The sequence below is a fragment of the Chryseobacterium sp. JV558 genome (assembly GCF_033712365.1).
GTDB lineage: Bacteria > Bacteroidota > Bacteroidia > Flavobacteriales > Weeksellaceae > Chryseobacterium.
In genome coordinates, this window is the sequence record NZ_WJHU01000001.1 from 1,171,782 (window position 1) to 1,190,287 (window position 18,506).

The 18,506-nt window shown below is 35.5% G+C and carries 19 protein-coding genes; 6 read left to right on the forward strand and 13 right to left on the reverse strand.

The window, feature by feature from the left end; all coding sequences use genetic code 11:
* The first annotated feature begins 84 nt into the window (after positions 1-84).
* Together mnmD and GFU89_RS05435 are read left to right on the forward strand one after the other, a co-directional pair.
* Positions 85-759: a tRNA (5-methylaminomethyl-2-thiouridine)(34)-methyltransferase MnmD gene (gene mnmD, locus GFU89_RS05430; protein ID WP_318846182.1), complete on the forward strand. Its 675-nt coding sequence runs from the start codon at positions 85-87 to the stop codon at positions 757-759.
* 129 nt (positions 760-888) lie between these two features.
* Positions 889-1,305, forward strand: a complete 417-nt coding sequence (locus GFU89_RS05435) for an NUDIX hydrolase (protein WP_318846183.1) — start codon at positions 889-891, stop codon at positions 1,303-1,305.
* 21 nt (positions 1,306-1,326) lie between these two features.
* Here GFU89_RS05435 and GFU89_RS05440 read toward each other — a convergent pair whose 3' ends face one another.
* Complete coding sequence (locus GFU89_RS05440) at positions 1,327-2,031, reverse strand: DUF4294 domain-containing protein (RefSeq protein WP_318846184.1); 705 nt, start codon at positions 2,029-2,031, stop codon at positions 1,327-1,329.
* Between the two features lie 51 nt (positions 2,032-2,082).
* Between GFU89_RS05440 and GFU89_RS05445 the strand changes: the two genes are divergently transcribed.
* Positions 2,083-3,156: a M42 family peptidase gene (locus tag GFU89_RS05445; protein WP_062670358.1), complete on the forward strand. Its 1,074-nt coding sequence runs from the start codon at positions 2,083-2,085 to the stop codon at positions 3,154-3,156.
* Between the two features lie 108 nt (positions 3,157-3,264).
* The gene (rpe, locus tag GFU89_RS05450) at positions 3,265-3,915 is read left to right on the forward strand and encodes a ribulose-phosphate 3-epimerase (RefSeq protein WP_318846185.1); all 651 of its coding nucleotides are present in this window, start codon (positions 3,265-3,267) and stop codon (positions 3,913-3,915) included.
* 218 nt (positions 3,916-4,133) lie between these two features.
* On the opposite strand, the gene GFU89_RS05455 is transcribed toward rpe, so the two are convergent.
* Genes GFU89_RS05455 through GFU89_RS05465 form a run of 3 tightly spaced genes read right to left on the reverse strand, consistent with a single transcriptional unit; the run spans position 4,134 to position 5,977 of the window.
* Positions 4,134-4,619 carry a DUF1772 domain-containing protein gene (locus GFU89_RS05455; RefSeq protein ID WP_318846186.1) on the reverse strand — a complete coding sequence of 162 codons (486 nt, stop codon included), beginning with the start codon at positions 4,617-4,619 and terminating at the stop codon, positions 4,134-4,136.
* Between the two features lie 35 nt (positions 4,620-4,654).
* Positions 4,655-5,752, reverse strand: a complete 1,098-nt coding sequence (locus tag GFU89_RS05460) for a DUF692 family multinuclear iron-containing protein (protein ID WP_318846187.1) — start codon at positions 5,750-5,752, stop codon at positions 4,655-4,657.
* Positions 5,753-5,755: 3 nt separating this feature from the next.
* Positions 5,756-5,977: a hypothetical protein gene (locus tag GFU89_RS05465; RefSeq protein ID WP_047422663.1), complete on the reverse strand. Its 222-nt coding sequence runs from the start codon at positions 5,975-5,977 to the stop codon at positions 5,756-5,758.
* 235 nt (positions 5,978-6,212) lie between these two features.
* Here GFU89_RS05465 and GFU89_RS05470 point away from each other — a divergent pair, with 235 nt between their 5' ends.
* Positions 6,213-8,060 carry an alpha-L-fucosidase gene (locus GFU89_RS05470; protein ID WP_318846188.1) on the forward strand — a complete coding sequence of 616 codons (1,848 nt, stop codon included), beginning with the start codon at positions 6,213-6,215 and terminating at the stop codon, positions 8,058-8,060.
* Between the two features lie 88 nt (positions 8,061-8,148).
* Here the strand turns inward: GFU89_RS05470 and GFU89_RS05475 are convergent, their stop codons facing one another.
* From GFU89_RS05475 to GFU89_RS05515, 9 genes are all read right to left on the reverse strand, one after another.
* Entirely contained in the window at positions 8,149-8,565 is a 417-nt protein-coding gene (locus tag GFU89_RS05475) for a nucleoside-diphosphate kinase (protein ID WP_034687444.1), read from the reverse strand.
* A gap of 588 nt (positions 8,566-9,153) precedes the next feature.
* A complete protein-coding gene (gene rsgA / locus GFU89_RS05480) occupies positions 9,154-10,080 on the reverse strand; it encodes a ribosome small subunit-dependent GTPase A (RefSeq protein WP_318846189.1) in 927 nt (308 codons plus the stop codon).
* A 196-nt stretch (positions 10,081-10,276) separates the two neighbouring features.
* Entirely contained in the window at positions 10,277-11,359 is a 1,083-nt protein-coding gene (locus GFU89_RS05485) for a chorismate mutase (RefSeq protein ID WP_318846190.1), read from the reverse strand.
* Positions 11,360-11,760: 401 nt separating this feature from the next.
* Complete coding sequence (locus tag GFU89_RS05490) at positions 11,761-12,336, reverse strand: hypothetical protein (RefSeq protein ID WP_318846191.1); 576 nt, start codon at positions 12,334-12,336, stop codon at positions 11,761-11,763.
* Between the two features lie 38 nt (positions 12,337-12,374).
* Complete coding sequence (dnaX, locus tag GFU89_RS05495; RefSeq protein WP_318846192.1) at positions 12,375-13,460, reverse strand: DNA polymerase III subunit gamma/tau; 1,086 nt, start codon at positions 13,458-13,460, stop codon at positions 12,375-12,377.
* A 98-nt stretch (positions 13,461-13,558) separates the two neighbouring features.
* Positions 13,559-14,191, reverse strand: a complete 633-nt coding sequence (locus GFU89_RS05500; protein WP_318846193.1) for a TetR/AcrR family transcriptional regulator — start codon at positions 14,189-14,191, stop codon at positions 13,559-13,561.
* Between the two features lie 6 nt (positions 14,192-14,197).
* Complete coding sequence (locus GFU89_RS05505) at positions 14,198-15,454, reverse strand: aminotransferase class I/II-fold pyridoxal phosphate-dependent enzyme (RefSeq protein ID WP_318846194.1); 1,257 nt, start codon at positions 15,452-15,454, stop codon at positions 14,198-14,200.
* A 427-nt stretch (positions 15,455-15,881) separates the two neighbouring features.
* The gene (locus GFU89_RS05510; RefSeq protein ID WP_318846195.1) at positions 15,882-16,238 is read right to left on the reverse strand and encodes an AraC family transcriptional regulator; all 357 of its coding nucleotides are present in this window, start codon (positions 16,236-16,238) and stop codon (positions 15,882-15,884) included.
* A 93-nt stretch (positions 16,239-16,331) separates the two neighbouring features.
* The gene (locus GFU89_RS05515; protein WP_318846196.1) at positions 16,332-17,069 is read right to left on the reverse strand and encodes a LuxR C-terminal-related transcriptional regulator; all 738 of its coding nucleotides are present in this window, start codon (positions 17,067-17,069) and stop codon (positions 16,332-16,334) included.
* 89 nt (positions 17,070-17,158) lie between these two features.
* Here GFU89_RS05515 and GFU89_RS05520 point away from each other — a divergent pair, with 89 nt between their 5' ends.
* Positions 17,159-17,806 carry a DUF1349 domain-containing protein gene (locus tag GFU89_RS05520; protein WP_318846197.1) on the forward strand — a complete coding sequence of 216 codons (648 nt, stop codon included), beginning with the start codon at positions 17,159-17,161 and terminating at the stop codon, positions 17,804-17,806.
* The last annotated feature ends 700 nt before the right edge of the window (positions 17,807-18,506 follow it).

An 18,506-nucleotide genomic window follows, 5' to 3' on the forward strand; every position in this document is an offset into this window, starting at 1 on the left:
TTTTAAAATTTTTACGATGTTCTACAAATTTAACATAATTTTCTAAATATAAAAATTTTAGAGTAAATTTGACAAAAAAATAGCTTGAAAAGAGAGATCAAGACCACAAACGACGGAAGTAAAACATTGTTTATCAATGAATTAAACGAAAACTACCATTCTCACCACGGAGCACTTCAGGAAGCAGAACACGTGTTTATTAAAAATGGATTAAATTTAATAAATGATTGCGAAATTAATATTTTAGAACTCGGTTTTGGAACAGGTTTGAATGTTTTAGTAACAATTAATGAATATTTAAAAACTGACAAAAATCATGTCATTAATTATTTTTCTCTTGAAAAATATCCCATAAATGAATCCGAAGTTAAGGATTTAGCTTATTTTGAACATTTTGACAACCCTGAGTTTAAAAATATTTATCAGAAAATTCATCTGGCAGATTGGGAAAAGTCAGTAGAAATCATTAGTGGATTCAACTTAAAAAAGATAGAATGTGATTTTTTTGACCTAAAAGACATTGATTTGCCCGAAATCAATCTTGTTTATTTTGATTGTTTCGGTGCCAGAGTACAGCCTGATCTTTGGGAAAAACCACTATTTGAACTGGTTTCTGACAAAATGGCCATTAACGGATTATTAACCACCTATTCTTCTAAAGGCAGTGTAAGAAGAATTCTTCAGGAACTGAACTTCCAGGTAGAAAAAAAACAAGGACCTCCGGGAAAGAGAGAGATGATCAACGCCATTAAGCTGTAAGATTATAATAAGGGCCATCATTAAAAAAGTAAAGAAACAAATTACATAACGGCTAATTTACAACTTGCTTTTTCGCTATTTTGCCCAAAATTCCTTACATTAGCTATACAAATATTATACATTATATATATGATAGATAAGATCAACATTAGAGTGTATGCGTGTGCGGTAAAAGATAAACAGGTACTGACCTTATTTGAAGAATATGCCGGCGAACCTTTAATGAAATTTCCGGGTGGCGGATTGGAATATGGTGAAGGAGTACTGGAATGCCTGCATCGTGAATTTGATGAAGAGCTGAATGTACAGATCAATATCCTGGAACATTTTTATACTCAGGAAAACTTTCTGGTTTCCCGTTTCAAAGAAAATGAACAGCTTCTCACCATCTATTATATAGTAGATATAGTGAATGAGGAAGATTTCATTATTATGGATCCCTGCATTGAAAAAACAGAATGGATTGATATAGACAGACCAGACAATCCTTTTCCTCTTCCGATAGATAAGATTGTATTTGATAAATTAAAAGAAAAATTCCTGTAAGTATTCTTACAGGAATTTATATTATTTCTTGACTTTAAAATCGCTTGCTCCCGGATAAGGCTGCAGATACCCTGAGTTCCAATTAGACTGAAGCAATGACTCTACAAATTCATCAGTTCTGTTTTTGTGTGGATCATATTGTTCTTTAAGATCAATATCAGCCATTTTACCTTTTACGTTCCACCAGAAAGCACTCCATCCACCTCTCAGTTCTTTGATGATTTCAAATACATTTTTTCCGGTAGCCCTGTTCATCAGCTTTGCAAAAACCTGTCCCTCGGTAGTGGTAAGATCTCTCAGTTGTTTTTCATACTGATCTGCCAGCATATTCTGTCTTTCTCTTACAAATTTTCTTTTAGCCTTGCTGTCCATATCATTCATATCCTTTTGGATATCTCTGTACTGCTGTAATGCAGTAACAAATAGTGGATATACTCTGTACAGCTTTTTATTCAGAAAATAATAATAGTTTTTATCCAGTTGATTATTAAATCTCGGTTTATTAACCAAAATCAACTCGTCTAATACAACTACAGGCTCGCCATTGATTTCATAAATCTTGACTTTTTGCTGTTCGTCATAATAATATTTATTACCAAATTCATCCGTTTTCAAGGATTCAGCTGGATATTGATTGAGTGGTTTTGCCACTACACCATCCTTTTGGCCAAAAACACTGACTCCAAAAAAGAAAATAAAAAGGCAGACAATCTTACTAAAATTCATTATTTTTACACTTATAAGAACAAAAATTAAACGCAAAAATCATTCCTTTTTATGAAATTTGAAAAGAAATCTTTGAAATTTTTAGAAAAATACTTAAACACTTCATCTCCAACAGGTTATGAGCACAAAGGTCAAGAAGTCTGGATGGACTACATCAGACCTTATGTGGACAAAATAGAAGTAGACCATTATGGAACCTGCTACGGGATCATCAATCCGGAAGCTGAATTTAAAGTAGTGATAGAAGCACATGCTGATGAAATCTCCTGGTACGTCAACTATATTACGGATGACGGATTAATCTATGTAATCAGAAACGGAGGTTCTGATCAAACAATTGCCCCTTCAAAAGTTGTGCATATTCACGGAGAAAACGGAATCGTAAAAGGAGTATTCGGATGGCCGGCTATTCATACAAGAACAAATCAGAATGAGCCTACTCCTAAAATAGAAAACATCTTCATAGACTGTGGCGCTACTTCTAAAAAAGAAGTGGAAGAAATGGGAATCTTTGTAGGATGTATGATTACTTACCCGGACGAATTCTTCGAAATGAACGACAGATATTTTGTCTGCAGAGCACTGGACAACAGAATCGGAGGTTTTATGATTGCAGAAGTAGCAAGACTTTTAAAAGAAAATAAAAAATCGATCCCGTTCGGATTGTATATTACCAATTCTGTACAGGAAGAAGTAGGTTTATACGGTGCAGATATGATTGCTGATACCATCAAACCGAATATTGCCATTGTAACTGATGTTACCCACGATACTACGACTCCGATGATTGAAAAGAAAAAAGAAGGAGATCAGAAATGTGGTGCAGGTCCGGTAGTATTCTTTGCTCCAAGTGTTCACCACACCATCAGAGAATTGATTATTGACACAGCAAAAACAAAAAAAATACCTTTCCAGAGAGCAGCAGCAAGCAGAGCTACAGGAACTGATACTGACGCTTTTGCCCATTCCAACGGCGGGGTACCAAGTGCTTTAATTTCCTTACCTTTGCGTTATATGCACACTACGGTAGAAATGGTATCTAAGGAAGATGTAGGTAATGTTATTAAACTTATCTATGAAACGGTTCTTAAGATCAAACCGGAAATGAAACTGAAATATCATTAATTGAGATTTCAGATATAAGACATCAGACACCAGACTCAAATGACTGCATACTTCTGCTCTTTAAAAATCTGAGATCTTATATCTAAATAAAAAGTATAAAAAGTAAAAATGAAAACGAAGCTTATTGCTCCATCCCTTTTATCTGCAGACTTTGGGAATCTGCAAAGAGACATTGAAATGCTGAATAATTCTCAGGCCGACTGGTTCCACATTGATGTAATGGACGGCCGTTTTGTACCTAACATTTCATTTGGCTTTCCGGTAATGAAAACCGTCCAGCAGCATGCCAAAAAATTTGTAGATGTTCACCTGATGATTGTGGAGCCTGAGAAATATGTTGATGAATTCATCGATCATGGTGCAGACCTTATTTCAGTGCATTATGAAGCATGCACGCATCTTCACAGAACCATTCACCATATTCAGAGTAAAGGAGTAAAAGCAGGTGTTGTTTTGAACCCATCCACTCCGGTATTAATGCTTGAAGATATCATTGCAGATGTAGATCTGGTATTGTTAATGAGTGTAAATCCAGGATTTGGAGGACAGAAATTCATTGAAAATACTTACAAAAAGATTGCTGAAACCAAAGATCTGATCTTAAGCAACAACTCTACGGCGCTTATCGAAATAGACGGCGGTGTGAATCTTGACAACGCTTCTAAGCTTTTTGAAGCTGGAGCTGATGTTCTTGTTGCAGGAAACGCTGTTTTCTCGGCAGAAAGCCCTGAGAGAACGATTGAGCTTCTAAAGATTTAATAAATATCTTTATCATAAAAACAAAAGGCAGCCAATGGCTGCCTTTTCTCTTGCTTGGAATGAAGTCTTCTTGGTTATAAATTTTTTTTCAACATTTTGAAAATGTTAAAACGTTGTTTTGTCTTACTAACAATACAAAGATCTGAATTAAACCTTATGCATTCATCCGTAGAAATACTGAATCTGTCATTAAGTATTTCTACCTATTTCAAGTCCTTTTACACTTCCCTGTCCCAAATACAGGCACAGACTACAAAAATGATGGAAATAACGGAAAAAACAGTTCTTATGTTGTTCAGAAAATTCCATCTGTTTTCGAAATTATTACGCATCTGCCTGATTGCTTCCGTTGTAGAGCTGGAAATATCAAATGTATCAAGAGCGTCATTCATCGGAACATTCCCGGCAACCGTGACTCCGAAAACCCCGATCAGGTAAGCCAGTGCTGCTAACAGGAGAAAAATAAAAACAGGCTGATGTCCGCGGAACAAAAAAGCAGATAGCGGAAGGAGAATCGCTGTTCCCATAAAACTTATAAAGAAAACAGGGTTTAGAATTTCCCGGTTGATGCTCTGCATAGCTTTCAGATATTCCGTATCAGAAAGTTTTCCCAACCCGAGAACTACAGAACATGAATAAGCATAGAAAAGTCCTCCTATCAAAGCAGTGAGGACAGCGGTAATGATCAATACTAGTGTTGTCATTTTCATATATTTTGATTTTGGTTATCAGAATAGAATTAATATGGATTCCATTTTTTAATGATATTCTGGGCTGTAAGAATCATTTCGGGTTCCCAGTTCTCTGTTTTAAAATAATGAAAATCCTGATCTTTGATGACCCCAGCTCCTGCCCCATCAAAAAGAAGCCTGGTAAGCCTCAATTGCTCTTCAAACAAAGTCATATCATCTAAAGGTTTTTCCGGAAGCTGTATTTCCCGCTTGCTCCAGTTACTCTTTTCCCTTTCTTCCCAATCTGAAGTTTCGATTATCGTTTTAACTTTATTGAAATCATTCAGGAAATTTTCTTTATCATCTTCTGCTTTCAGCGTGTGTCCAAGCCTTTCAATAATAAGATATTCCAGACTTTGACACTTTGCTAAAACAGAGGGCAAAATAGAAAATATCTCGTCAGGAATAACATCATCATGCGTATCTCTTCTTACCTGCTTTTTCCCATACACACTCTCCTGCCAGCTTCCTCCGGAAAGATGAATCTCTTTTACCTTATCCAATGGGTACAGATCAATTATTTCCTGCATTTCTACTTCAAAATTACAGGATTGGCAGTAAATATTATGAAGATCGAGAATCAGAAAGCCATTGGTATTTTCCGTAAGTTGGTCAAGAAACACTCCTTGCTCTTTAACATCATCAATTGAAAATGAAAAAGCCAGATTTTCTATACCAACAGGGATATTCACAGCCTCCTGAAGCCTGTGCATTCTGTCTTTTCCTATCTGTAAAGTTTGGGGATGCAGAGATACCGGCAATGGCACTCCCTGATGAAAATTTTCAGTATTCATGAAACCAAAATGTTCCGTGATGTGATTGTATCTCCTTAGGCTAACTTCTTCTTTTAGCTTTTGCAGCCAATCTTCCTGTCTTTGTGTCCATCTTGCATCAAACAGGGAATAATAAACACCATGTCCTATCAAACGGTTATTTTCCGCATAAAAGTTCAGCAAATCACGAAGCCAATCCGGTTCATTAGTATGGTAAAGGGTATCAAAAGACCATTCCAGAACATCAATAGCGTTGTTCTGCAGCAATGGCAAAACAGCAGAAACAAAATCAGCTTCTGCCATCATTGATATTCCTAACAGTGGTTTATTCATCTTTTATCCCATTCCACACGCCGGACAGCCGTGGCCACGAAGTACAAGCGTATCCTTTTTTACGATTGGCTTAGGAGTTCCCGGTTTTTTCTTTTCAACGGTATCGGGTGTTGTTGCTCTCTTTACTTTTTTTACAGGCTTTTTAGTTTTAGCTTCAGGTTTAGTACTCTGTGCAGAGACTCCTACCGCCAATAAACTTGCCATTAATACTACTGGGATTTTCATAATCGCTTTTTTCAAATAAAATTTACAATAAACGTTCCATTTATCTAATTCAATAGATTCAACCTTTTATTTTAAGTTTAAATTACCTGAAGATGGTTTTTCGTTTAGTTTTTGTTTTAAATCATAAAAATACAATAATAAAGAAAACGCTTTGATAATTATTATGAGTAAATATCAAGAAATTATTGCAATACTGTTTACTTTATTTATATTTAGTGGTAAAATAAAACTATATATGAAAAGCAGTCTGATTAAAGCTGTTTTCCTCGGATTGGTGTTGTCTGCTTACCATACCAATGCACAGGTTCAGACAGTTGACAACAGCAGGAAAATGGAATGGTTTAAAAATGCCAAACTGGGTATTTTTATTCATTGGGGAATCTACTCTGTGAATGGAATTTCCGAATCGTGGTCATTTTTCAATAATTATATCAATCACGAAAATTACATGAAACAGCTGAATGGTTTTTCAGCTTCAAAATATCAGCCGGAACAGTGGGCAAAACTGATTAAGGAATCCGGAGCAAAATACGCTGTTATTACAACCAAACATCATGACGGAGTTTCATTATGGAACTCTAAGGCTGAAAATGCAACTACTATTCCCGGACAGTCTTTGGCCAAAAAAGATGTTTTAAGTCCTTTTGTTTCCGCTCTGAAAAAAACTGGATTAAAAACAGGGCTTTACTTCTCTTTACCAGATTGGAGCCATCCTTATTATGACATCAACACCCGGACAAAAAAACGGTACGAAATAAAAGACGACCCGAAAAGATGGCAGAATTTCATCAGCTACTATCAAAGCCAGCTGAATGAACTTTCTTCTCAATACTCGCCTGACCTCCTTTGGTTCGATGGAGACTGGGAACATACTTCTGAAGAATGGAAAGCTTCTCAGACGCTGGATCTGCTTAAGAAATACAATTCTGAGATCATCATCAATTCAAGGCTTAATACTCATGGAGATTATGATACTCCTGAACAGGGAATTCCGGTAGTTCCACCACAAAATCCATATTGGGAACTTTGCTATACCATGAATGATTCCTGGGGTTATCAGCCTTATGATAAAAGCTATAAAACACCCAATATGATCGTAAGAACTCTGGCAGACGTGATCAGTATGGGAGGAAATCTTCTGCTTGATATAGGACCCAGATCAGATGGTACAATTCCCGAAGAACAGATTGAAATTCTGAAAAACCTTGGCCGCTGGACCTCCAAAAACCAGCAGGCCATTTATGAAACAACCCGTGGAATTCCTTTTGAAAATTATAAAGGAAAATCTTCTTTATCCAGCACAAAAAAGTCCTTATTTCTTTATCTGGAGGAAGCCAAAAACTTCACAAAGATCTATGGATTGGGAACAAAGCCTCTTTCAGCAAAAATAATAGGAGATCCTTCAGCTGTCATCAAAACAGATTACAATACTGAAAAAACACTGACATTGAATTTTTCCAATGTAAAATTTGACCAAGATGTCACCGTTGTTGAACTTACTTTTGAAACTCCACCTGTATTTTTGAAGGATTTCAAGGAGAAAGAGCGTTCTCTCAATGAAATTCTGGATAATAAAAATACACAGGAAGCGGTTTACAATATAGCCAATGCGTTATATAACGGTCATAATCTGCCTGCTTCTTCAGGTCTTACCAGTGATGGTCTTACTATGACAATCAAGAAAACACCTAATACCAACCAGGAAGCCCTGCAATGGATAAGCAAGCATGCGGAATCTCTTTTTGAAACTGAAAAAGGATTACCGGATGGTCATTATTCCGGAATGAGTGCGTTATCAAAAGACAAACAGACCCTCTATCTTTTTGTAGAAGGAACTCCTACAGGCCCTATTGCCCTTAAAGGAATAAAAAATGAGATTGCAAGAATTAGAGTTGTGGGTGAAGGCACAATCCTCTCACACACCATTTACAACAAGCTTTACTGGAGCTCCCGGCCTGGAATCATTTACATTGATATTCCTAAGGAAAAACTTGACAAGCAAATGACCGTCATTGCTGTTTTACTGAATAAGCCTATTGAACTCTACCGAGAAAATATAGGTGCCATTGAAAACAATCTTTAATGGGAATAAAGTTAATAAGCCTGCCACATCATAAAAAACAAAATCCGGAGAAAATTCTCCGGATCTTTTATTTTGTAAGATAATCTTCTTAGAAAATCTCTCTTCCTGAAAAATGGAACTGAGCTTCGATTAATGCATTCTCGTCAGAATCTGAACCGTGAACAGCATTTTCTCCGATGCTTCTTGCAAACATCTTTCTGATTGTACCTTCAGCTGCTTCTGCAGGGTTAGTAGCACCGATTAATGTTCTGAAGTCTTCAACTGCATTGTCTTTTTCTAAAACTGCAGCAACGATAGGACCAGAGCTCATGAATTCTACCAACTCACCATAAAATGGTCTTTCAGCGTGTACTTCATAGAATTTTTTTGCATCAGCAACGGTAAGCTGAGTTAATTTTAAAGCTTTGATCTTAAAACCTCCTTCAGCAATCTTACCCAATATAGCACCGATATGTCCGTCAGCAACTGCATCAGGCTTAATCATAGTGAATGTAATGTTAGACATAAATGTATATTTTTTTAATGGCGCAAAATTACAAAAAATATCTTTGATTTTTATTTTAATTTTTTTTTAACATAAAAATAACTTTTATTAAGAAATTGTGAACCAATCTTTGGCACAGTAATTGTTTATTCTATTGCGATTCTCATGTTTAATTTGAGTTTTCATGGTTATTAGTTTTTACCCAGCTTCGGCTGGGTTTTTTATTTTTAAAAAACAGGACTGTTTTTTATTAATTTCATAATTTTGAAAGCTATATAAAAGCATATTTAATAATTTCATTGCTTTCACTTCAATTAATGAAATATTTACTTTTCCTGAAATACTATTTTCCTAATGAATGAAAATATGCCAAAAGTGGAGTTATCTGCCAAGACAGACATGCCAAAAAGTAGAGTTATCTAAAAACAGTTTTTTTTTCATTAAAAATCAAAAAAAATAATTCATAAAAAACTGGAAGTTAACAAAAAAGGTAAATCTGATCTTTAAAAACGATGTCAGAAAATATTATTTTGATATTGTGACAATAGAAAATGTACAGATTGTCCGAATTAATCTGCAGCTGTAATAATATAGTAAATTGATGTATACTTATTTCTGAGAAGCTTCTTCTGCTTCATCCATCAATTTAATGTAAGTAGAATAACGTGAATGTTGTATTTCACCTGTTTCAAGTGCGTCAAGAACGGCACACTTCGGTTCATTCACGTGAAGGCAATTGTGAAATTTGCACTCTTCTCTCTTTTTGAAAATCTCCGGGAAGTAATGCTGTACTTCTTCTTTTTCAATATCAATCATGGCAAATTCACGGACACCAGGGGTATCGATAACGTTTCCGCCAAAATCCCAGAAGTGCATCTGTGCAAAAGTTGTTGTGTGTTTTCCTTTCAGGTGGGTGTCTGAAATTTCGGATGTTTTTAAATTCAATCCTGGCTGTAAAGCATTTACTAAAGTAGATTTTCCACAACCGGAGTGCCCGAAGAATACGGAGGTTCTGTCTTTAAGGATTTCTTCCAGCTGATCAAGATTCAGTCTTGAATAGGATGATATTTCCAGTGTCTGATATCCAATTTCCTGGTAGAGGAACTCAATGTCTTTTACAATTTCAATTTCTTCCTCATGAAGAACATCAATCTTATTAAAAAGAATCAATGGTTTAATATTATAAGCTTCACAGCATGCCAAAAATCTGTCCAGGAATCCTAAGGATGTTTCAGGATGTTTCAGAGTAAAGATAAAACATGCCAGATCAATATTGGAAGCAATAATATGGGCTTCTTTTGAAAGGTTTACTGATTTTCTGATCAGGTAATTGGAACGGGGTTCAATTTTTGTAATCCAGGCGATATCATCCTGTTCCAGCTGAAACTCAACAAAATCTCCTACAGCAAGTGGATTGGTAAGTCTTGTTTTTATCAATTTGAATTTCCCCCTGATTCTGGCCTCGAAAATTTTATTTGTTTCCAATTCCAAAACCTGGTACCAACTGCCTGTAGATTTAATGATTTTTCCTTTCATAGATAATGCTAGTGCAAATATAAGGAATTAGGGCTTAGAATTCAGGAAATAGGTTAAAAACACATGTTTCAATTCTCCTACATCCTGAGGTCTAAGCCCTAATTAATATTTATTGCCGGAAACTGGTAATCGTTTTCAGGAATTAAATCAAATTCTATTTATCCTAAATCCTAATCCTCTTACCGTTATCTGCCGTTTATCTCTTATCAATCATAATGCTATTCTGAACTTCAATAGATTCTTCGTGAATCGCTTTGAAGACTTTTTCAATAAATTCATGAGACATTCCTGTTTCTTTTGCTTTCTGATTGGCGTATTCTGTGATTACTTTCCAACGTTCCGGCTGGAAGATCGCAATGTCGTTTTCCTTTTTAAGTTTACCAATCTTTTCAGAAATTTTCATTCTTTGCGAAAGAAGTTCAATTAACTGGAAGTCAAGATCTGAGATTAGAGTTCTGTGTCTTCCCATCTCTCCTTCAAAACCTGCAAGATTAGAGCTTCTTACTTTCAGATTACCAATAAGGTCTGCAAGAACCTCCGGAGTAATCTGCTGAGAAGCATCACTCCAAGCTTCATCAGGATTGCAGTGCGACTCAATAATAGCACCCTGGTATCCTACGTTAAGGGCTTCCTGTGTGATATCGGCAAGACCGGTTCTGTTTCCACAGATGTGTGACGGGTCAATCAACATTGGGATATTCGGAAACTGGCTCTTGAAATCAAGGGCAATCTGCCAGTTCGGGTTGTTTCTGTATTTTGTTTTCTGGTAAGTTGAAAATCCTCTGTGAATTACTCCCAGGTTTTTAATATCCTGACCTAAAAGTCTTTCCAATGCTCCGATCCATAACGCAAGATCCGGATTCACAGGGTTTTTCACAAATACAGGCTTATCTGTTCCTCTTAAAGCCATTGCAATTTCCTGTACCGTAAATGGGTTCACTGTAGAACGCGCTCCGATCCAAAGGACATCAACATCTGCTTCCAGAGCGGCGAACACGTGATGTGCATTAGCAACTTCAGTAGCTGTTTTGAAACCATATTCTTCTTTTACTTTTTTTAGCCAGTTCAAACCGATCACTCCGACTCCTTCGAAACCGTTTGGTTTGGTACGAGGCTTCCAGATTCCTGCACGGAAAACTGACACATTGGCATTGGATTCTTTAATTCTCCTTGCAGTTTCAAGCATCTGAGCTTCACTTTCCGCACTACATGGTCCCGCGATCATTAGAGGCTGTGTAAGCCCATCGATCCACTCATTTTTCAAATCATTTAAATTCATATTCTAAATTTTATTGTTTTTTTTATATAATTTTTTCGTTGACAGCAATAGCCCTTTGGATTATAAAATTTAATTTATAATTCTTTTCAAAAAATGCCGTTCAAAAATTTTTAAAGGAATCAGGAAAATAATAGGGCTCTACTTCTCCTGTATTTTTTGGAAAGAAATTCAGTTAACAGTACCAATAAAATCGGTAATACGTTCTGAAATTTCTATAATAAGAAGCAGAAAAACTAAAATAACCGCTAAAAAAGTAATTAGCGGGTGCAAAAAAAGACAGATATGCGTTAGTCAATTTTTCCATTTTATTCTAGAAATGCCTTTGTTTTAGCTTTTCTGGTTGTAATTTGTTCTTGTTGAAAACATATTTTCAACAGAAATATTTGACAAATATATAAAAATTATGTCAAATCAAACTTCATTAAATCATCAAGATCTTTTAAAAGTGGATTTTTTTCGATCAGTTTTTCAAACATTTTTCTTTTTGTCACCACTTCAATCTTCAGATTTTCAACGTCTCTGACGTATTCTATCTCAATCATATGGTTTTGAATTTTTCTTTTAAAATGATTAAAAAATTCTCCACTTATTTTATCAAATTCTACTTTGGCAGAATCTGAAGGGAATAAAACTTTGATTTTATTTTCGTCAGCTTTGATTAGCTTGAAGGTTTTTACTGCGTTAAAAACAAAGTTATTTTTTACCTGAAGCTGTTTCAGCATAATTTTCCATTCCATCTGCAGATCTGTATCTGTAAAATGGTTTTGAGGAAGGTTTTCAGTTTTCGCAACAATTGTTTCTGTTGTTTCCACTTTATCTTCTTTATTCAGGAAAGAATTGATGCTGAAGCCCGAAGAGATTCCCGGTCTTGATAATGGTTTGGTTGTTTTCGTTACTGGAGTTTCCTCTACTTTTTCTGAAGCTGCAGGCTGTTGTTCTGCCTTAACTTCTTTTTTCTCCGGAGTTTTTTCCGGCATCTTCACCTCCTGTTTCTCACTAAGAAACGGAGCTAGAATCAGGAACTTTTTTTTTTAGTATCGCCTAAATTAGCTGTCAGTGAAGCCAGCTGCATTAATGCAATTTCAACCGTAAGTCTTGGGTTTTTTGAATTCTTATAATTAATATCTGCATGGTTGCAGATTTCAATGCCATCAATCAGCTGCTGGGCGGCCCACTTCTGTCCCTGCTCTATAAATTTGGATTTTGTCTTCTCTCCCACTTCAATGAGATCGATAGTAGAAGTATTCTGCGCCATCATCAAGTCTCTGAAATGATTTCCTAATCCGGCAATGAAAATATGGGGATCAAATCCTTTTTTCACAATGTCATTGAACGCGAAAAGCATTTCAGGAATTTTATTTTCCTTGGCAAGATCTACGATATTGAGGTATTGATCATAATCCAGAATGTTTAATACTTCGGCTGCTTTTGCCAGCGTAATATTTTTCTGGGAGAATGTAGAAAGCCTGTCGAAGATAGAAAGTGCATCTCTTAGTGCACCATCAGCTTTCTGAGCAATCAGATACAATGCATCGTCTTCGTACTGGATGTTTTCTTTCTGGGCTATATTTCTCAGATGATTTTGAATGTCTTCAATGACAATTCTTTTAAAATCATAGATCTGGCAACGGGATAAAATTGTGGGAATAATTTTATGTTTCTCCGTAGTTGCCAAAATGAAGATTGCATGGGCAGGCGGTTCTTCCAGAGTTTTAAGGAATGCATTGAAAGCGGCAGAAGACAGCATATGAACCTCATCAATAATATACACTTTGTATTTACCAACCTGAGGTGCAAATCTTACCTGATCTATCAGTTCCCTGATATCATCTACAGAGTTATTGGATGCTGCATCCAGCTCATAGATGTTGTAAGCAAAGCCATCTTCTGAAACCGAGCCATCTTTCTCATTGATCTTTCTTGCTAAAATCCTTGCACAAGTAGTTTTACCCACACCACGAGGGCCGCAAAAAAGTAATGCCTGAGCTAACTGACTTTCTTCAATTGCATGTTCTAAAGTATCCGTAATATGGGATTGTCCTACAACCGTATCAAACTCCTGAGGACGATATTTTCTTGCAGATACTATAAAATTTTCCATTGGTCAAAAATAAGAAATATAGTTTTAATTTGAAAATTAAAAGTTTTCAAATATCAACAAAAAACGTATTTCTGTTTAAATCGGAAAACTTTTAACCTCTACTTCTTTTTGCTGTATGCGAAGTCAATCAGTTCAACAATAGCCCCTTCAATCTCTTTTCTTCCATCTTCAGTTTTCAGATCAATACCACAAAATTTATTGGCATTATATCCTGTATAAAGGTTAAGATAGTAAGCTCCAGAAACAATCAGAGCCATAATTGCTCTATGTCTTGTTGCCACACCATCTCCGAAATAAGGATCTGAAATATTTCCGAACAAAACCTCCCCTACATCTTCACGCTGTTCAACCAATTTTTTAAGAATAGGCTTGCTTTCTGAAAGCTCCCAAAGAATAATTTTCTGAAGTTCTTTATTTTTCTTCAGGTTTTCGAACTGATTAAGTACAACCATTTTGGTAAGTTCATGTCCGCCGTCGGAAAAATCCATATCGACGTCCTGATTCACCTGACTCCAGTAATCCTGAGATTTGATATATTCATCGATCAGTTTATCTGTACTTCCAAAGTACTCATAGATCAATTTTTTATCAAATCCGGCTACTGCAGCAATTTTACTTACTTTTAATCCGGAGTATCCTTTTACTCTTAAAATTTTACCAACTGCAGCAAGCAGTTTTTGCTTTGTTTTTTCTTTGTCCCTAATGGGGCCCTGCACTACTTTTCTAGGCATAATTTATTATTTTTTTGCAATATGCAATTTTTTATTAATATCATCAAACGCGTTCAGCGTTTTGTCGAGATGTTCTTTTTCGTGTCTGGCAGTCACACTCATCCTTATACGTGCATCTTTTCTTGGTACAGCCGGGTAAAGAATCGGGTTGGTATAGATTCCTTTTTCTATTAGTAGTTTTCCGGCCTCTCCTGTTACATAAGGATCTCCAATTTTTACGGGAATAATTGCGGAGCAGGTAACTCCCGTATCCAATCCTAAATCGTCAAGACCTTTTTTGAAGTAATTGATATTGTTCCAGAGTCTTTCTCTCCAGATAGGTTCTTCGTCTATTAAATCAATGGCTTTGACAATTCCTGCTGATGATGGTGGAGCTGTTGCTGAGAAAATCTGCTGGCGGGATTGGAATCTGATAAATGCTGCTATTTTTTTATCGGCAATGACATATCCTCCAAGGTTACCAAACGTTTTACTGAATGTTCCTGTGATGATGTCTACTTTATCAAGCAATCCGGCCTGTTCCAAAGTACCTCTTCCTGTTTCTCCAAGGATACCGACACCGTGTACGTCGTCTACCATTAGAAAGGCATTATACTTTTTCACAAGATTGTAGATCTCATTAATATGGGAGGTATCACCATCCTGGGAATACACTCCGTCCACAATAACGAGTTTCGTACGGTACAGATTTTCAGATACCTTCAAAATGTGTTCCAAAGATTCCAAATTATTGTGTGGAAATGTTTTTTTATTGGTAAAAGCACATCCTTCGTGTACACTGGCATGCACTGCCATATCTAAAATAGCCAGGTCTTCTTTCTGCATTAAGCATTGTAAAGAAGCACTATTAGCTGTATAACCGGTAGTAAATACTACGGCTTCATCTTCTGTTCTTTTAAAAAAACTGGAGATTTTTTTTTCTAAGGCATTGTGGTAATCAAAATATCCGCCGATAAGAGGAGTAGCTCCTGTTCCTGTACCATATTTTTCGATTCCTTCAATAGCAGCCTGTTTTACTTTTGGGTGCTGCGTAAATCCTAAATAATCACTTGATACAAAACTAACAAATTCTCTGTTTTGGTTTGCAATATTTACATTCAGTATTGCATTGGTTCCTGAAGTATTCTTCAGTCTGTAATTCATGTGTCCATTAGACTTTACATAGTCTAAATATTCATAAAAAATTTCAGCCCTTTGAGCCATATCATTATCTGGTATATTCTCAAAGTCTTTAATAGTTGCTGTTGTGAAATTGATGCTCATCCTTAATCTTGTTTGTTGTGGTTTAAAAGAAACAAATATATAACTATTTAGAGGGCATAAACGCCTGCATTAAGATTAAATATTATTAAAGACACAATAATTTATTCTTATTATCTGGTAACCAAACTATTTTATATATCTGTATCTTTTTAACATTTTCTTACTATTGAATTAATTAGTTTTTTCTTACCTAAATTTAATAAAAAAAGTAAACAATAAAGAAATATTAATATATAAATAATAAAAAAAGGCGCTTATTTTTTACAACCATCTCATTTATAAAAGATTATTTACTACTTGTTTTCTCGTAATTATTCACTGAAACATGCATTATAACAAAAACCTGGCAGGATTAAATCCCTACCAAGAGAGGAAATTCGTCACAAGTTCCCTGTCACAGCAATTTTAAAGAAATAAAATAGGCAGGCTAAAGTTTGTTTGATTTTCTGAATTCTCCAGGAGTAAAGCCGGTCATTTTTTTGAAAAATTTTGAAAAGTTGGATGGATCGTAAGTAAAAATACGGGCAATTTCCGCTACAGATTTATCGGAATTGATAAGCATCTTTTTAGCCTGTTCGATAATTTTTTCATCATAAAAATAACAGGGATGCTGTCCGGTTTCTTTTTTAACCGTATCGGTGAGATGTTTATGAGAAACAGCAAGTTCTCCGGCAATTTCGTTTAGTTCCATAAAATCCGGAACGGTCCCGGAAATAACATCCTGGATATGGGTGTCCAAAAAGGTAAAATACTGGCGGGTAATTTCTTCACTTCTTTTCATCATGTAGTGTTCTTGCTAATCCGTATTCAAGGTATAAATTTAATCATAACATCCAAAATAACATGGTGAAATTTTCGGATATTTAAAGTGGAAAAGTTAATAAAAACTATCTTTGAAAGCTTGTGTAGAATTTTTTACTTTCAGTTTTTCCAGAATATTCTGCCGGTGTCTGCTTACGGTATTGATACTAATAAAAAGCATATCAGCAATTTCCTTACTGGCGTAGCCCTCCCCTACAAATTTTAAAACTTCCAGTTCTCTTGGGCTCAGAATATTTTTATAATCAAGTTTATCTTTTACAACCACTTCTCCTTTTACTGTATTAATAATCATAAAATCAGGAACAGCAGATGAAGTTAGGGCAAGATTATAAAGACATAGAGCCAGCCTCAACCTCCCGTTGGAAGGTGAGTACACATAAAACATGCGGTGTTTTACCCAGCGGTACTCTTCATTTTTATCTTTCATCCTGATTTTTGACAGTACACTGTATTCTGTGCGCTGTTCCATATCCATAGCCCCCAGCAGTTTGAAAAAGCGGAGTTCATGGATGTATTTCTTGACCCGGTCATCGGGATGAATCTTTTTAAGCATTTCTTCTTCCCAGATTGAATCTATTTCTGTGGGATTTTCACCTGTTGTTAGTCCAAGTTCTTCAGCCGCTGCAGACTTATAAATATAGCTTTTATTCGCCTGCATATCGCTCAATACACAGATTGCCCCTTCCATCTGTGAGTAAGCAAACGCTCTCTGCTTATAGACCTCTATATCAAGCATGCATTTTCTGGAGGCGTTATCGAGTAATTGATCGCTGAGCTGTTCACGGATTTCCATAATGGTTATTTATCAGTATTGACGTGATTAGGGTTTAATCATACTTTTGCTAAAATAATAATTTACCTTTAGAATTTATCCAAAAGAGAATGAAGAAATTGATTTTAGGTTTTTGTACCTTATTCCTGATTCAAAAGCTTTCTGCGCAGAGCCTGGAGAAAATGACCTGGTTTAATGAGCCTGAAAAATGGGAAATCAAAAATAACAGCCTTTCGATGTTTGTAACCCCGCAGAGTGATTATTGGAGAGTTTCACATTATGGATTTACAGTAGATGATGCTCCGTTTTACTATACTACGTATGGCGGTGAATTTGAAGCAAAAGTGAAAATCACAGGCAATTATAAGGCCCGGTTCGACCAAATGGGACTTATGCTGAGAACCGATAAAGAGCATTACATCAAAGCCGGAGTGGAATTTGTAGACGGCAAATATAACCTCAGCACTGTGGTGACTCACAACAAAAGTGACTGGAGTGTCATAACATTAGAAAAAACACCTCCTGCGGTATGGATAAAAGCAGTAAGAAGGCTGGATGCTGTGGAGATATTTTATTCTTTTGATGATAAAAATTACATCATGATGCGGAATGCTCCTCTTCAGGATAATACTCCTGTAATGGTTGGGTTAATGGCCGCCTGCCCTGACGGACAGGGATTCAATGCTGTTTTTGAAAACTTCAAAGTAAAACACCTGCCTGATGAGCGCAGACTGAAGTGGCTTGAAAACAATAAATAATGATTGAATTACACTTCAATATACAATCAGTTTAATTCGCCTCCCGTATTTATGGGAGGTTTTTCTATGTTTAAAAATGGATTTTTTGAATCGGAGAATAAAAAAGAGGCTTACTTTGATGCAGCCTCTTTTGTTTTTGAGATAAAACCGTTTGTGTTCTTAGAATCATTATTTATACAATAAATCTTCTTTAATCGTTGTGAAAATATTTTTGCAAAAATATGAATATTCATAAGCCTTAACAAAGATATCATGTAGAATTAACCTCAGTTTTTTGTCAAACTTTTACTACAAAAAGCAATTAAATCTCACTAAAAACTGTTCCTCAGGAAATATTCAAAAAAATACAAAAGCATAAATATTCTTTATTTATGAAATCCTAAAACAAATCACAAGTTCGGTACAGCACTGAGATTTATAGAAGGTATTTCAAAATGAATCCAGTATAAATTTATCACTTATTATTGAAATATTATAATGTTTCAGAAAATTTCATGTACTCTATCGTCAGCAAACCATTATAAAACTTACACAAAACAGATTTTAAGATACTGATTTATCGCCATAATTTCACTATTTTTACACGATCAAAAAATATAAAACACAAAAGACCTGAAAACTTCAATGATAAAAATTTATTTTCAATCGTTCCCACCCATTAAAAAAGCTTTGACTTGTACAAATACTATTATTAACCGTC

What these genes read in the sequence shown, in the direction of transcription:
- GFU89_RS05435 (WP_318846183.1), top strand. Translation starts at nt 889, where the DNA reads ATGATAGATAAGATCAACATTAGAGTGTATGCGTGTGCGGTAAAAGAT.
- GFU89_RS05440 (WP_318846184.1), bottom strand. Translation starts at nt 2,031, where the DNA reads ATGAATTTTAGTAAGATTGTCTGCCTTTTTATTTTCTTTTTTGGAGTC.
- GFU89_RS05445 (WP_062670358.1), top strand. Translation starts at nt 2,083, where the DNA reads ATGAAATTTGAAAAGAAATCTTTGAAATTTTTAGAAAAATACTTAAAC.
- rpe (WP_318846185.1), top strand. Translation starts at nt 3,265, where the DNA reads ATGAAAACGAAGCTTATTGCTCCATCCCTTTTATCTGCAGACTTTGGG.
- GFU89_RS05455 (WP_318846186.1), bottom strand. Translation starts at nt 4,619, where the DNA reads ATGACAACACTAGTATTGATCATTACCGCTGTCCTCACTGCTTTGATA.
- GFU89_RS05460 (WP_318846187.1), bottom strand. Translation starts at nt 5,752, where the DNA reads ATGAATAAACCACTGTTAGGAATATCAATGATGGCAGAAGCTGATTTT.
- GFU89_RS05465 (WP_047422663.1), bottom strand. Translation starts at nt 5,977, where the DNA reads ATGAAAATCCCAGTAGTATTAATGGCAAGTTTATTGGCGGTAGGAGTC.
- GFU89_RS05470 (WP_318846188.1), top strand. Translation starts at nt 6,213, where the DNA reads ATGAAAAGCAGTCTGATTAAAGCTGTTTTCCTCGGATTGGTGTTGTCT.
- GFU89_RS05475 (WP_034687444.1), bottom strand. Translation starts at nt 8,565, where the DNA reads ATGTCTAACATTACATTCACTATGATTAAGCCTGATGCAGTTGCTGAC.
- rsgA (WP_318846189.1), bottom strand. Translation starts at nt 10,080, where the DNA reads ATGAAAGGAAAAATCATTAAATCTACAGGCAGTTGGTACCAGGTTTTG.
- GFU89_RS05485 (WP_318846190.1), bottom strand. Translation starts at nt 11,359, where the DNA reads ATGAATTTAAATGATTTGAAAAATGAGTGGATCGATGGGCTTACACAG.
- GFU89_RS05490 (WP_318846191.1), bottom strand. Translation starts at nt 12,336, where the DNA reads ATGCCGGAAAAAACTCCGGAGAAAAAAGAAGTTAAGGCAGAACAACAG.
- dnaX (WP_318846192.1), bottom strand. Translation starts at nt 13,460, where the DNA reads ATGGAAAATTTTATAGTATCTGCAAGAAAATATCGTCCTCAGGAGTTT.
- GFU89_RS05500 (WP_318846193.1), bottom strand. Translation starts at nt 14,191, where the DNA reads ATGCCTAGAAAAGTAGTGCAGGGCCCCATTAGGGACAAAGAAAAAACA.
- GFU89_RS05505 (WP_318846194.1), bottom strand. Translation starts at nt 15,454, where the DNA reads ATGAGCATCAATTTCACAACAGCAACTATTAAAGACTTTGAGAATATA.
- GFU89_RS05510 (WP_318846195.1), bottom strand. Translation starts at nt 16,238, where the DNA reads ATGATGAAAAGAAGTGAAGAAATTACCCGCCAGTATTTTACCTTTTTG.
- GFU89_RS05515 (WP_318846196.1), bottom strand. Translation starts at nt 17,069, where the DNA reads ATGGAAATCCGTGAACAGCTCAGCGATCAATTACTCGATAACGCCTCC.
- GFU89_RS05520 (WP_318846197.1), top strand. Translation starts at nt 17,159, where the DNA reads ATGAAGAAATTGATTTTAGGTTTTTGTACCTTATTCCTGATTCAAAAG.